Here is an 11,868-nt window from a genome sequence, read left to right on the forward strand (position 1 = left end):
TATTATGAAAACATTGCTCCCGACTTCTACGGCTGGCAGCCTGCCTAAGCCGACCTGGCTTGCACAACCTGAAACGCTGTGGTCACCCTGGAAATTACAGGATCAGGAACTCCTGGCGGGTAAACAGGACGCGCTGCGCCTGTCCCTGGATGAGCAGATCCGCGCGGGTATCGATATCGTCAGCGACGGAGAACAGACCCGCCAGCACTTCGTCACCACCTTTATTGAACACCTGAGCGGCGTGGATTTTGAAAATCGCCAGACGGTGCGCATTCGTAACCGCTACGACGCCAGCGTGCCGACCGTGGTTTCAGCAGTTGCGCGTCAGAAACCGGTATTCGTGGACGATGCGAAATACCTGCGTCAGCTCACGGACAAGCCGATCAAATGGGCCCTGCCCGGGCCGATGACCATGATCGACACCCTTTACGACGCGCACTATAAAAGCCGCGAAAAGCTGGCCTGGGAATTCGCCAAAATCCTCAATCAGGAAGCGCGTGAGTTAGAGGCCGCGGGCGTGGATATTATCCAGTTTGATGAACCGGCATTTAACGTCTTTTTTGACGAGGTGAACGACTGGGGTATCGCCGCGCTGGAGCGCGCCATTGAAGGGCTGAAGTGCGAAACCGCGGTACACATCTGCTACGGCTACGGCATCAAAGCCAATACCGACTGGAAAAAGACGCTCGGCTCAGAGTGGCGCCAGTACGAAGAGGCCTTCCCTAAGCTGCAGACCTCTAATATCGACATTATCTCCCTGGAGTGCCACAACTCCCGCGTGCCGATGGATCTGCTGGAGCTGATCCGCGGTAAAAAGGTGATGGTCGGCGCGATTGATGTGGCAACCAACGCCGTTGAAACGCCGGAGGAAGTCGCCGATACGCTGCGTAAAGCGCTGCAGTTCGTCGATGCCGACAAGCTTTACCCGTCAACCAACTGCGGCATGGCCCCGCTTTCACGGCAGGTGGCTAACGGCAAGCTGAAAGCGCTCAGCGCCGGCGCAGAGATTATCCGCAAGGAGCTCGGCGCGTAATCCCTTACGTTTGCCAGTAGAGCGGCGTACCGAAAAACGCCACGTAATAATCAATCACCGCCCTGACGTTCAGGGGCGGATGACGTGCGTTAGGATAGATCGCCGCAATACTGAGTTGCTCCGTGTTGATGGCGCACGCCATTTCCGGCAAAAGGGCGATCAGCTCGCCCCGCTTCAGCCTGTCGCCAATCAGCCAGTCCGGAAACAGGACGATCCCCATCCCACCCAGCGCGGCAATAAGCAGCGACTCCGCATTATTGGACGTCATCAGCGGCGCGACGGGATAATGCACCCAATTCTCCCCTTTGCGCCGCACGAGCCAGCGGTTAGGCCCGGACGAACCGCGATAGACCAGACATTTGTGCTGGCTCAGTTCGGTCGGGTCGGCCGGGACGCCGTGCTGACGCAGATACGCGGGCGACGCGGCGAGGTGGTAGCGCTGCTGCCCAAAAACACGGGCGTGGAACGTCGAATCCGTCAGAGTGCCGATGCGGAAGATGAGATCGGCGGCATCCCGGTGCGGGTCGATAAAGTCATCGGTCAGCGTCAGCTCAATGGTTAACCGTGGATAACGCTCGGCCAGACCTGCCAGTCCGGGCGCAACGTGTCTCTGTCCAAAAAATACCGGCCCGTTTATGCGGACCGTGCCGGAGGGTTCGGTCGAACGTTCATCCAGCTCACGACGCGCCTCTTCGAAGTTATCGACCATCGCCCGGGCATAGCGGATAAACATATGCCCGCTTTCCGTGGGGATCACCGCCCGGGTATTGCGATAGAACAGCTGCTGGCCGAGCGCGTCCTCAAGCTGATGAACAATGCGCGACACCTGCGAGGCAGAGATTCCCTCTCGTCGCGCGACGACGGAAAAGTTCTGCGTTTCATAGACGGCAATAAACAGCAGCAGTGAGCGAAGGTTCATGCTTCCGGCATCTGACATTAATGCATTTCCTGCAAAGGTGTTTCCTGCATTATGGCATTTTTCTCACTGGTCTACCGACGTAATCTTCTTCGCCTGAAAACGGAGGAAGCGTAATGCAGTTTGTTTTGATTTTACTGGTGATTGCCGGCGGGATGGGCCTCTCCGTCGAGGCGGGGCTATTGGGGCCATTAGGGGGAGAAGTGGGCGATTTATGGGCGACGTTCAGCATTTTTGGCGTCGGCGCCGCGCTGACGTTTCTGCTGATGCTGTTTTTCAGCCCGCGTAACAGCCCGTCGTTTTTCGCCCAGCCCGGCTGGCAGCTGCTCGGCGGCGTGCTTGGCCCTGTTTACGTGGTCATTCTGACGATCGCCACGCCGACCATCGGCATCGCTCTGACGATGATTGGCATTCTGGCTGGTCAGGTTTTTAAAAGCCTGATCATTGACCACTTTGGCCTGCTGGGTACGCCGCACAGGAAGATAAACGCAAAACGTATCGTGGCGCTGGTTTTTATTATTGCGGCACTGGTTCTGGTCGCACAGGGGTGATGATATGACGCTGATAATGATTCTTCTGGCCGTCTGCGGCGGCGCAACGCTGAGCGTTCAGGCCGCGATTAACGGGCAGCTCGGCAGCAGCGTGGGCGTTTTCAAAAGCGCGTTTCTGACGTTTTCCGTCGGCGCGCTGGTGACCGCCCTGCTCATTTTCTTCTTTGAGCCTAAGCAGGCGGTCACGCTGCTGGACGTGCCGAAATGGCAGCTCATCGGGGCAATGTTCGGCGTGCCCTACATTGTGATCATGGTCGTGGCGGTGCAGCGCATCGGTACCGCCGTCGCCACGGTGGCGGTGATCTTCGGCCAGCTCGCCATGAGTATGTTGATTGATAACTTTGGCTGGCTGGGGAATGCGGCCATTCCGTTCTCGACGAGTCGTCTGGGGGCGATTGTCTGCCTGGGGATAGCGCTTGTCTTTATTTACTCGGGTAGTAAAACCCGTTCTGCCGGGACATGACACCACACCTTGCGGACACAGCGTAGACACGAAACAGTTCCCTCGCCCCTTTGGGGAGAGGGTTAGGGTGAGGGGAACATAAGGCTGTAGTGGTGATTCCGTTCACTTTATGTTTCTTGCTACTCTGTTACGACATAACCTGTGAACGTGCCAGGGTGGCTCAGTCGCCACCACCCTGGCGACCCGGGCTCCCGGCGGTAAATCGCCGCTTCGCGGTCCCTTCGGCTTATTCCTTCCGGCTTATCGGGGACGGGCGGAGGTAACGTCCCTGTAAAGCCCGCCCTCTCGGCGCATCCATGCGCCTCGCCCCGGCCTGCAGGAAACGCCTCAGCGATTTACAGCCGGACCAGGTCATCGCTGCAAAATAATCATGTCATTTTAAAAAACCTGAATCGCTTCTGATTAAGAATTGAGTGGGATTCCTTATCCCTTGGTAAAGAACAGCGTCACCGTGGCGACGGTGACGCCAAATTTCTTAATCTCGGTTTTGTTAAACAGATGCGTCTCATCCTGCAAATACATCCAGTCGTCGAAGTTCAGTAGCCAGGTGCTGCCGTTGGCCTTCACGTTCATGCTGTAATGCCAGTTAAAGGCGTTGCCTGCAGCCTGCCCCGTGGCAACCCCTTCAATATCCCCTGCCGTTCCCTCGTAGCGGTCGTTCCCCACGCGCCGGATGTGCCAGACCCGCTGCTGCTTCTCGCCATCGTCGTAGACGAAGTGCTCGTTGAGCGTCAGCGTATCGCCGATAACGTCTCCGGCAATCTCAACGTGAAAACGGCGGATCTGCTTGCCGCTGCGATCCTGCACCATCCCCCACGCTTCGGTTTTGCCCTGGAAGTAGTGGAAGATATCAAGCCGCGGCTGCTGCTGGCGATACTCGGCCACCTCAGTGCTACAGCCCGCCAGCAGCATCGTGAATGCCAGCGCCATCATCAGGATACGTTTCATTTTTGGCCTCCGATTAACTGCTGACGCAGCTCAGGATATTGCGTGCGGGGATCGAGCCAGATGGCCAGAAAACGGGTGCTGAACGCTTCCGACTGGCGCGCTCCGAGTGGAATAAAGGATGTTTGCGCCGCTGACGCGCGATACCAGAACTGCCCCTGCTTATCGTTGAGAACAAACGCCAGCTGTGAGCCCGGGCGGACATCCGGCCAAAGGGACTGGAGCATCCGCAGCCAGGCTTCGCTTTGCGGCTCCTGGGCCAGGATCCCCTGCGCCTGCCACTGGTCGCGGGTCGCCTCAACCAGTTCATCGCGATCGATGTCGCGCGCATAGGTAATAATGAGCGCCTGATCCTGGTCCCGGCTGTAACGGCCGTCCGGGGTGCGCAGCTGGGAGGTGTAGACGGTGAAAGGTCCCCAGGTGAGCGTGGCGTCACCCACCTTCCGCCAGGCAAGCCAGTCGGCGGCCTGGGCAACCGGAACAACCAGCGTCAGCCAAAGCAGCAAAACCACAGATCTCATTTTTGTCTCCCCATCAGCAGGTGGAAAAACAGCATCAGTACCAGCCAGCCCGGCGCCATCCAGCTCACGACGATAAAGGTCGGCTCCAGAAACGTGATGCCCCCCAGCCGCTCGCCGAACAGGTAGGCCACCGGTCCGCCCACGGCGGCCAGCAGGGTCAGCAGCCAGCCGGGTAGCGTGGTGGTGCGCGTCAGCTGCGTCCAGACCGTGGCGAACATCAGCCACAGTGCCACCATCCATAACGGCATCAGGGACTCGCCCGTAAAGGCAATCAGCCCGGTCAGGGCCCAGAGTGCGTCCAGCAGACTGCCCGCCGCGGCCAGCCCAATGGCGTAAAACCGGTAAGCAGGCGGCAAGAGCAGGCACGCCAGGATCGCCAGCGCGAGCCAGATAATCAGGCCCTGTTCGCGAAAGAGCACCACCAGCGCCCAGTAGAGGTCGAACGCGACGGCGAGCAGGAAGACCTGAAGGTAACGTCTCATACGCGCTCGGCGGTCAGCTGCACCACGCTGATGGTGCGAGCGTTAAACCCGGCCTCACAGTAGCCAAAGTAGTACAGCCACATGCGGCGGAACCGTTCATCGAAGCCGAGCTTTTCAATCTCCTGCCAGGCATGGACAAACCGCTGCCGCCAGTGGGCCAGCGTGCGGGCGTAGTCGGGGCCCATGTCGAAAAGATTGCGCACCACGAAATCGGTGTGGCGCGTCATCAGCTCGTTCATCGCGGTGATGCTCGGCAAGAATCCGCCCGGGAAAATGTAGCGCTGGATAAAATCGACGCTTTTGCTGTAGTCGCGATAGCGCTGGTCCTGAATGGTAATGGCCTGAATCGCCATCCGTCCTCCGGGGCGCAGCCGCGCCTGGCAGGTGCGGAAGAACGTGGGCAGATAGCGTTGCCCGACGGCCTCAATCATCTCGATTGAGACCAGCTTGTCGTACTGTCCGGTGAGGTCGCGATAGTCGCAGAGCAGTACCTCAACGCGATCCTGCAACCCGGCGCGGGCGATCCGCTCGGTTGCCCAGCTATATTGTTCCTGCGACAGCGTGGTGGTGGTCACCCGACAGCCGTAATGACGGGCCGCGTATTCCGCCATCGCGCCCCAGCCGGTGCCAATTTCCAGCAGGTGGTCACCCGGGCTTAGCGCCAGCTGGTCACACAGGCGCGCCATTTTGGCCTGCTGGGCCGCCGTCAGATCCTGCTCGTCAGCGGTAAATAGCGCGCTGGAATAGAGCAGCTCTTGATCCAGAAAATGGGCGTAAAAGGTATTGCCCAGATCGTAATGGGCGGCAATATTTTCGCGCGCCTGCATGCGGGAGTTACGCCGCGTCCAGTGGCGTATCCGCTCCAGCGGCCTGCCGAGCAGACGGAACCCGTTTTCCAGACGCCCAAGCACCTCGCCGTTTATCGCGAGCAGTTCCAGAAGCGGCGTGAGGTGTGCAGTTTCCCATTCGCCGTCCATCCAGGCTTCTGCCGCAGCAAGGCTCCCGCCTGTTAACACGCGCCAGTAGACGCCGGGCGTGAGGATCTGCACGTCGGCATGCAGCGCGGAGGATGACTCGCCAAAATGGAAGGTCTGCGCCCCTTCACGCAGCGTGAGCGAGCCGCCGCGGATACCGCTTAACAGACGAAACAGCAGCCATCGTGCGATGCGGACGTTGCGCGGAATATCGGGTTCTAACGCAAAGACGGGATCGGTCATGAGCGTTCACTCCTGCTGACGGGATGGTTATACAGCGGCACGCGCTTGAGCCACAGGCGCAGCGCCTGCCAGTAAATGGCAAAAACGGTTTTCAGGGTCATGAGCGGAATGCGCAGCAACAGCGAGCGCAGCGCGGGGCGCGTCAAAGGCTCCCGGCGCAGCGCCAGCGTGGCGTCAAAAACCTTCGCTTCCTGATGATTTTCAATGTGCATATGCAGCGTGTTATCCGGGTCGTTAAAGCGCCAGTGGTAGATCATGTCCATCGGGTTGAAGGGGGAAACGTGAAACGCTTTTTCCGTCGGCTGCGCATCCTGTCCGTTGACGGCATAGTAATGACGTTCATTCCACGGCGTGTTGCGGACCTCCGCCAGAACCCAGCGCAGCGTTCCCTTCCCGTCGTAGCAGTAGTAAAAGTTGACCGGATTGAAATGAAAGCCGAAATAGCGCAGCTGCGTCAGGAGCATCACCCGCCCGTCCGGACGTTCCCCGGTCAGGCTCTCCAGCCTGCTGAGCACGTTCTCTTTAAGCGGCGTGCCGAGCGGATAGTCAGCGTCGTGGAACGATGCGCCGGCAAAGCGATTGCGCCGCACGCCGACTGACGGCAGCAGCGGCAGTTCATCGAGATCCAGCCAGGCCATGAAGACGCTGTAGCTGAATTCATGGGTTTTCGGCTGAAGGCGGCGGTGGCGTAATACGCCGTGGTAGAGGCAGCTGTTCATCTCAATTCCCCTCTCCGGCCGCTATCGCGTTGACCACGTCCAGCGCGCTGCGCACGCCATCTTCATGAAAGCCGTTGTACCACCAGGCACCGCAGTACCAGCTCCGGTTATGACCGTTGATCTCGCCGCGCCGCGCCTGCGCCCGCCAGCTTTGCGGGTTAAACAGCGGATGTTCATAGACAAAGCGTTGCAGAACGAAGCGTTCATCCACCGGCGCGTCCGGGTTGAGGGTAACGCAGAATAGCGGACTGCCCGCAGGCAGCCCCTGCAGGATGTTCATGTTGTAGGTGACGCAGGCGCTGGCCTGCTCGTGAGCGCTCAGGCGGTAGTTCCAGCTGGCCCACGCGCGCCGCCGCTCCGGCAGCCAGCGCGGATCGCTGTGTAAAACGACCTCGTTGCGCTGCCAGCCGATATCGCCCAGCACCTCGCGCTCTGCGGGCGTCGGGTCATCAAGCATCGCCAGAGCGCTGGCGGAGTGGCAGGCAAAAATCACCCGATCGAAGGTATGGCTACCGTTTTCTAGCTGAAGCGTAACCCCGTGCTCGTGGCGGCTCACCCGCTGCACCGGAGAATTCAGATGCAGATTCAGACGGTCGCCCAGCTTGTCGAGCATGGCGCGGATATACTCCCGCGAGCCGCCCGGCACCACGTACCACTGCGGGCGCTGGGTGATATCCAGCAGCCCGTGGTTCTGGAAGAAACGTAAGAAAAGCGGCAGCGGGAAACGCTTCATCTCCTGCAGCGACGAGGACCAGATGGCGGCCCCCATCGGCAGAATGTAGTGGCGCGCAAAAAACGGCGTGAAGCCGTGCTTTTCCAGAAACGTTTGCAGCGTGGCGTTCGGGTCCACCTCCCCGTCCAGCGCCTGTTTCGCCAGACGATTGAAGCGGACGATCTCCCCGAGCAGCCGCCAGAATGCCGGATTCACCAGGTTTCGGCGCTGGGCAAACAGCGACGTCAGGGTGTGTCCGTTGTACTCCAGCCCCGTCGCCGGGTTGTGCACCGAAAAGCTCATCTGCGTTTTTTGCCCGCTGATGCCCAGCTCGCTGAGGAGGCCCATAAAGCGCGGATAGGTGCGATCGTTGTAGACGATAAACCCGGTATCGATCGCGTATGTGCCCTGTGGCGTCGTCACGTCAACCGTTGCGGTATGGCCGCCGGGCGTGGCGCCCGCTTCAAACAGGGTCACCTGATGGTGCCCGGCCAGGCGCCAGGCGCAGGTCAGCCCGGCGATGCCGCTGCCGATAATCGCAATGTTCATGAACGCACCATCCTGCGCAGCAGCGCGCGCTGAAGAAACGCAGGCAGCCCGGAGAGCAACCGCAAAATAAAGCCAACCCCGTTAGGAAACGCGATATGCATTTTCCCTGCCGCCAGCCCGGTACGGATCGCCTTGACCGCCTCGTCGACGCTCACCCTGCCCGGCATGGCAAAGTCGTTTTTGCGCGTCAGCGGCGTATCAACAAAGCCCGGCGAGACCACCGTGACGGCAATTCCTTTTGGCTCCCAGTCCAGGCGCAAACTCTCGGCAAACCAGCTCAGGGCCGCTTTGGACGCGCCGTAGGCTTCTGCCCGTGGGAAAGGCAGCCAGTGGGCCATGGAACTCACCAGCACTACGCGGTTGCCAGCCGTCAGCTGGGGCTGCAGCGCGTCAAGACAGTTCACCGGGCCGAGGAAATTTGTCGCCATAACCCGCTCCACCAGCGCCGCATCCACCACGCCTCCATCGAGATATTCGCAGGTACCGGCGCAGAGAATAATCAGATCGGCGTAGCTGCCGGTCAGCGCCTGGCGACAGGCATCCCTGTCTGTCATATCGAACAGGCGAACGGTGAGATTGGGGCAGGTCTGATGCAGCGCTTCGAGGCGCGCCGGATCGCGTCCGCAGGCAATCACGTGGTAGCCGTCTGCGGCAAAGGATTTCGCCAGCCCGGCGCCAATGCCCGAGCTTGCTCCGGTGATCAGCACCGTTTTCATGATTTGACCCTCCGCTTCACGCCGCGTACCGCCCAGCCCAGCAGAGGAAGGTGTTCGTAGATCATCTCTCCCGCATCGTAGTAGTCGCGCTGGTGCGTGATGAGATCGTTTTCCGTGTCCACCACCGAACACCCCGGCAGTTCGAGCGGCTCTCCACCGGCAATGCGCGGATGCGACCAGTGCATTACCCAGGTCACAGCAAACCGGTTCCCGCTGCACAGCGGCGTATCGATGGTAAAACGGCAATGCTCGACGTTGGCCAGCAGATGGGTGAAATAGCGCTGAAGCGCGAAAATCCCGTCATGCTCGCCAAACGGATCGATAAGCGTGGCATTCGAATGGTAAAGCCCCACCAGCGCGGACGGCGGCTGGCTATCCAGTGCGGCGTAGTACTCAACAAACCGACTCACGACAGAGGGCAAAGTGCTCATGGGTCACATCCTGGCTGTAAACAACGTGGCGTAATCGCATACTTAAAACTTACACAATTAACGTTATTTGTCCAAGTTTGTGGAGATTTATTTTTTATTCTGGCTATATATCAATAACTTAAAGTTGCGCAAAAGAGTGATTTTTCAGGCCGGGTAACGCGTAGCCGCCACCCGGCTTTAACTTTCAGGATATCCTTAAGGCAAACTCGCCGGTCTTCTTCCAGGCTTATCCTTTTTATTCATAAGGATGCCCGCATGAAACGTTTCTTTCTCTCCCTTTTCTCCAGCCCGGAATCCTTACTGCAGGTGATGAGCCAGCAGGAAATCATTGAAGCCGTCGAAGATGGCGATCGCATCATTATCGACCAGGACGGGAACGCCTCGGTGAACTACAAAAGCAACGAGGTGCGGCAGGATTTTCTGCGTCACGTCAACATGCTGAAGAGGGCCTGATATGGGAACGGCGATATTTATGGTGCTGATGGTATGCGGGTACTGGTACACCAGCCGCGACCTGTCGACACGCTTTAAAATCAAGCGCTCCTTTGGCTGGGACGTCTATTTTCTTGTGGCGCTGTACGGCTGTATTTTCGTTCTGCAGGGCGTGATTGCCACCGGTCTGCTCTGGCTGCTCCTGCTCGCTCTTTCTGCAGCCAACAACGCTTTTCACTTTGCCTCGCCGAAATATACCGACTGGCAAATCGACTTTATGAACTGGAGCTTTTTAGGCATTCAGGCGCCGGTGGTCGTGATGCTGGGGTTTGCCATCCTGTTTTGCCTCTACCGCTCTAACTGGGCAGGCAGCGCCAGGCTGGACGGCGAAAGCCGGAAAAAGCTCTATAAACGTCTGGCGCAGTCGAGCGGTATTGAACAGCTGCTGTATCAGTGTATGGAGCAAGGGGAACTGGCGCAGGTCACGCTGCGGTCGAGGCGGATTTACGTCGGCATGATCCACACCGCGACGCTGGAATATGAAAAAACGGCCAATATCGTGCTGATCCCGATGTTAAGCGGGTACAGAGATGCGAAGACGATGAACTTTCGCATCGAGAATAACTACAGCAAGTGGTATGCGGAGCATGACATCACGCTCGACTCCGAGCCCCGCAGCGCCATGTCATTCCGGAAGGTGATTTTACTCAATCAGATTGAGAGCCTCTCGCTGTTCGATCCCGCCAGCGCCAGCGCGCTATCGCTGGCACAGCGCGACGAGAGCTCTCGCCCTAAAGAGACATCCCCATAATTCTGAGAATGCTCTGCTGTGAAGCGGTTTCGAAAAGGACGTTCTTAACGCAGAGCATGCCCTGCTTCTGGTAGAACCGGTACGCTCCCGCGTTCTGCTCAAGCACTTCCAGCCAGAGATAGTCTTTCGCCCTGCTCCGGGCCATGTCGGTGATGCTGTTGAACATCACCTGGCCATAGTTCTTGCCGGTCTCGGCGGGATCGAGGTAGAGCTTGTTGAGGAGAACGCCCTTCATGTCCGTTTCCGGGAGAAGGGCTTCCCAGGTCACTTTCATAAATCCCACTGGCCGATCGGTCTCAGCAACATACCAGGAAACAGCGTTATCTTTCAGGCTCTGTTCAAGTACGGAAAGCGCGTACTCGCCGTCCAGAAAATCCTTCATCTCTGCGTCTGACACCCACAGATGCTGAAAATGGGCGGGATAGATTCGGTATCCCAGCTCGCTTAAGAGCGCGGCATCGGCACGGGTGGCCTGTCGAATTTGAAGCGTCATGGAAAGTCTCCCTGGTAATCACCCGCGTTGGGCATTTTGGTAGAGATCCCAGCGGTTGCCGTAAATATCTTCAAACACCACTACCGTACCGTACTCTTCCTCACGAGGCTCTTCACAGAAATGAACGCCTTTGTCTTTCATGGCACGGTAATCGCGCCAAAAATCGTCCGTCTGGAGGAAGAGGAAAACTCTGCCGCCGCATTGATTGCCGATAAAGCTTTCCTGCCTCTCGTTAGAAGCGCGAGCCAGCAAAATGTTGCAGTTACTTTCCGGGTTGGGTGAGACGACCACCCAGCGTTTACCCGGTTGAGGCGTATCCTCTACGAGGGTAAAACCCAGCTTATCTGTGTAGTATTCAATGGCGCGATCGTAGTCATCAACCACAATAGCCACGCAGCCAAGGCATCGCTTCTGTGTTCTCATTTTTCGTTTCCTTTGCATAAATGGGTTACGGGCAACGCTATTCCATTGCAGCGTGCTGGCCGCCGGATTTACTGGCTTGCGTAAGCCTCGCGCTTTTCTGCCCATTTCAGCATGGCATCAAGCGCCGGACATAATGCCTGCCCCCAATCGGTGAGGCGATATTCCACTTTCGGTGGCACTTGCGGGTAGACCATCCGCGAAACAATACCATCGGATTCAAGTTGCCTGAGCTGCTGCGCCAGCATCTTCTGGGAAATACCGGGGATCAGTTTTTCGAAATCAGAGTAGCGCTGCACTTTTCCGTCGAAAAGATGAAAAAGAATAATTAATTTCCAGCGGCCTTCCAGCAGCCGTAACACTTGCTCCACGCCGCTCGCGGCAGATTCCGGACTATATAACTTACTCATAATTCAGTAGCTCACTTTTTCGTGCGTACTTGTCAATTTCTCAGTCT

General features: G+C 58.2%; 17 protein-coding genes. 5 read left to right on the forward strand and 12 right to left on the reverse strand.

The window, feature by feature from the left end; translation table 11 throughout:
• The first annotated feature begins 4 nt into the window (after positions 1-4).
• On the forward strand, positions 5-1,033 hold the full coding sequence (locus AC27FC_RS04910; RefSeq protein ID WP_023311627.1) for a methionine synthase: 1,029 nt from the start codon (positions 5-7) through the stop codon (positions 1,031-1,033).
• 4 nt (positions 1,034-1,037) lie between these two features.
• Here AC27FC_RS04910 and AC27FC_RS04915 read toward each other — a convergent pair whose 3' ends face one another.
• Complete coding sequence (locus tag AC27FC_RS04915) at positions 1,038-1,970, reverse strand: LysR family transcriptional regulator (protein ID WP_196354424.1); 933 nt, start codon at positions 1,968-1,970, stop codon at positions 1,038-1,040.
• A gap of 95 nt (positions 1,971-2,065) precedes the next feature.
• Between AC27FC_RS04915 and AC27FC_RS04920 the strand changes: the two genes are divergently transcribed.
• Together AC27FC_RS04920 and AC27FC_RS04925 are read left to right on the forward strand one after the other, a co-directional pair.
• Positions 2,066-2,500, forward strand: coding sequence for a DMT family transporter (locus tag AC27FC_RS04920; protein WP_032657293.1), 435 nt, complete (start codon positions 2,066-2,068; stop codon positions 2,498-2,500).
• A 4-nt stretch (positions 2,501-2,504) separates the two neighbouring features.
• Positions 2,505-2,963: a DMT family transporter gene (locus AC27FC_RS04925; protein ID WP_196354425.1), complete on the forward strand. Its 459-nt coding sequence runs from the start codon at positions 2,505-2,507 to the stop codon at positions 2,961-2,963.
• A 423-nt stretch (positions 2,964-3,386) separates the two neighbouring features.
• Here AC27FC_RS04925 and AC27FC_RS04930 read toward each other — a convergent pair whose 3' ends face one another.
• Genes AC27FC_RS04930 through AC27FC_RS04965 form a run of 8 tightly spaced genes read right to left on the reverse strand, consistent with a single transcriptional unit; the run spans position 3,387 to position 9,255 of the window.
• Positions 3,387-3,911: a DUF3833 domain-containing protein gene (locus AC27FC_RS04930; protein WP_045888573.1), complete on the reverse strand. Its 525-nt coding sequence runs from the start codon at positions 3,909-3,911 to the stop codon at positions 3,387-3,389.
• A complete protein-coding gene (locus tag AC27FC_RS04935) occupies positions 3,908-4,429 on the reverse strand; it encodes a hypothetical protein (RefSeq protein ID WP_047061806.1) in 522 nt (173 codons plus the stop codon). Before AC27FC_RS04935 ends, AC27FC_RS04930 begins: the two co-directional genes overlap by 4 nt.
• Complete coding sequence (locus AC27FC_RS04940; protein WP_032657304.1) at positions 4,426-4,911, reverse strand: DUF2878 domain-containing protein; 486 nt, start codon at positions 4,909-4,911, stop codon at positions 4,426-4,428. Before AC27FC_RS04940 ends, AC27FC_RS04935 begins: the two co-directional genes overlap by 4 nt.
• A complete protein-coding gene (locus AC27FC_RS04945; RefSeq protein WP_167819231.1) occupies positions 4,908-6,128 on the reverse strand; it encodes an SAM-dependent methyltransferase in 1,221 nt (406 codons plus the stop codon). Before AC27FC_RS04945 ends, AC27FC_RS04940 begins: the two co-directional genes overlap by 4 nt.
• A complete protein-coding gene (locus tag AC27FC_RS04950) occupies positions 6,125-6,847 on the reverse strand; it encodes a DUF1365 domain-containing protein (protein WP_087822525.1) in 723 nt (240 codons plus the stop codon). The genes AC27FC_RS04945 and AC27FC_RS04950 overlap by 4 nt, the downstream gene beginning before the upstream one ends.
• A gap of 1 nt (position 6,848) precedes the next feature.
• Positions 6,849-8,108: an NAD(P)/FAD-dependent oxidoreductase gene (locus tag AC27FC_RS04955; RefSeq protein WP_182071281.1), complete on the reverse strand. Its 1,260-nt coding sequence runs from the start codon at positions 8,106-8,108 to the stop codon at positions 6,849-6,851.
• Positions 8,105-8,824: an SDR family NAD(P)-dependent oxidoreductase gene (locus tag AC27FC_RS04960; RefSeq protein WP_196354426.1), complete on the reverse strand. Its 720-nt coding sequence runs from the start codon at positions 8,822-8,824 to the stop codon at positions 8,105-8,107. The genes AC27FC_RS04955 and AC27FC_RS04960 overlap by 4 nt, the downstream gene beginning before the upstream one ends.
• Complete coding sequence (locus tag AC27FC_RS04965; protein ID WP_048977880.1) at positions 8,821-9,255, reverse strand: nuclear transport factor 2 family protein; 435 nt, start codon at positions 9,253-9,255, stop codon at positions 8,821-8,823. The genes AC27FC_RS04960 and AC27FC_RS04965 overlap by 4 nt, the downstream gene beginning before the upstream one ends.
• Positions 9,256-9,510: 255 nt before the next feature.
• Between AC27FC_RS04965 and AC27FC_RS04970 the strand changes: the two genes are divergently transcribed.
• Both AC27FC_RS04970 and AC27FC_RS04975 read left to right on the forward strand, forming a co-directional pair.
• Complete coding sequence (locus AC27FC_RS04970; protein ID WP_023311615.1) at positions 9,511-9,708, forward strand: hypothetical protein; 198 nt, start codon at positions 9,511-9,513, stop codon at positions 9,706-9,708.
• Position 9,709: 1 nt separating this feature from the next.
• Positions 9,710-10,498: a hypothetical protein gene (locus tag AC27FC_RS04975; protein WP_196354427.1), complete on the forward strand. Its 789-nt coding sequence runs from the start codon at positions 9,710-9,712 to the stop codon at positions 10,496-10,498.
• On the opposite strand, the gene AC27FC_RS04980 is transcribed toward AC27FC_RS04975, so the two are convergent.
• The 3 genes from AC27FC_RS04980 to AC27FC_RS04990 all read right to left on the reverse strand — a co-directional run bounded on the left by AC27FC_RS04980 (position 10,479) and on the right by AC27FC_RS04990 (position 11,821).
• A complete protein-coding gene (locus AC27FC_RS04980) occupies positions 10,479-10,991 on the reverse strand; it encodes a GNAT family N-acetyltransferase (RefSeq protein ID WP_045888566.1) in 513 nt (170 codons plus the stop codon). The two genes, AC27FC_RS04975 and AC27FC_RS04980, sit on opposite strands and share 20 nt — an antisense overlap.
• A gap of 18 nt (positions 10,992-11,009) precedes the next feature.
• Entirely contained in the window at positions 11,010-11,414 is a 405-nt protein-coding gene (locus AC27FC_RS04985) for a VOC family protein (RefSeq protein ID WP_069302784.1), read from the reverse strand.
• A gap of 68 nt (positions 11,415-11,482) precedes the next feature.
• Entirely contained in the window at positions 11,483-11,821 is a 339-nt protein-coding gene (locus AC27FC_RS04990; RefSeq protein WP_023311611.1) for a winged helix-turn-helix transcriptional regulator, read from the reverse strand.
• Positions 11,822-11,868: the final 47 nt, after the last annotated feature.

Source organism: Enterobacter sp. C3_dUdeg (assembly GCF_057536195.1).

Coding starts and splice junctions, on each gene's coding strand:
- AC27FC_RS04910 (WP_023311627.1), top strand. CDS start 5: ATGAAAACATTGCTCCCGACTTCTACGGCTGGCAGCCTGCCTAAGCCG.
- AC27FC_RS04915 (WP_196354424.1), bottom strand. CDS start 1,970: ATGTCAGATGCCGGAAGCATGAACCTTCGCTCACTGCTGCTGTTTATT.
- AC27FC_RS04920 (WP_032657293.1), top strand. CDS start 2,066: ATGCAGTTTGTTTTGATTTTACTGGTGATTGCCGGCGGGATGGGCCTC.
- AC27FC_RS04925 (WP_196354425.1), top strand. CDS start 2,505: ATGACGCTGATAATGATTCTTCTGGCCGTCTGCGGCGGCGCAACGCTG.
- AC27FC_RS04930 (WP_045888573.1), bottom strand. CDS start 3,911: ATGAAACGTATCCTGATGATGGCGCTGGCATTCACGATGCTGCTGGCG.
- AC27FC_RS04935 (WP_047061806.1), bottom strand. CDS start 4,429: ATGAGATCTGTGGTTTTGCTGCTTTGGCTGACGCTGGTTGTTCCGGTT.
- AC27FC_RS04940 (WP_032657304.1), bottom strand. CDS start 4,911: ATGAGACGTTACCTTCAGGTCTTCCTGCTCGCCGTCGCGTTCGACCTC.
- AC27FC_RS04945 (WP_167819231.1), bottom strand. CDS start 6,128: ATGACCGATCCCGTCTTTGCGTTAGAACCCGATATTCCGCGCAACGTC.
- AC27FC_RS04950 (WP_087822525.1), bottom strand. CDS start 6,847: ATGAACAGCTGCCTCTACCACGGCGTATTACGCCACCGCCGCCTTCAG.
- AC27FC_RS04955 (WP_182071281.1), bottom strand. CDS start 8,108: ATGAACATTGCGATTATCGGCAGCGGCATCGCCGGGCTGACCTGCGCC.
- AC27FC_RS04960 (WP_196354426.1), bottom strand. CDS start 8,824: ATGAAAACGGTGCTGATCACCGGAGCAAGCTCGGGCATTGGCGCCGGG.
- AC27FC_RS04965 (WP_048977880.1), bottom strand. CDS start 9,255: ATGAGCACTTTGCCCTCTGTCGTGAGTCGGTTTGTTGAGTACTACGCC.
- AC27FC_RS04970 (WP_023311615.1), top strand. CDS start 9,511: ATGAAACGTTTCTTTCTCTCCCTTTTCTCCAGCCCGGAATCCTTACTG.
- AC27FC_RS04975 (WP_196354427.1), top strand. CDS start 9,710: ATGGGAACGGCGATATTTATGGTGCTGATGGTATGCGGGTACTGGTAC.
- AC27FC_RS04980 (WP_045888566.1), bottom strand. CDS start 10,991: ATGACGCTTCAAATTCGACAGGCCACCCGTGCCGATGCCGCGCTCTTA.
- AC27FC_RS04985 (WP_069302784.1), bottom strand. CDS start 11,414: ATGAGAACACAGAAGCGATGCCTTGGCTGCGTGGCTATTGTGGTTGAT.
- AC27FC_RS04990 (WP_023311611.1), bottom strand. CDS start 11,821: ATGAGTAAGTTATATAGTCCGGAATCTGCCGCGAGCGGCGTGGAGCAA.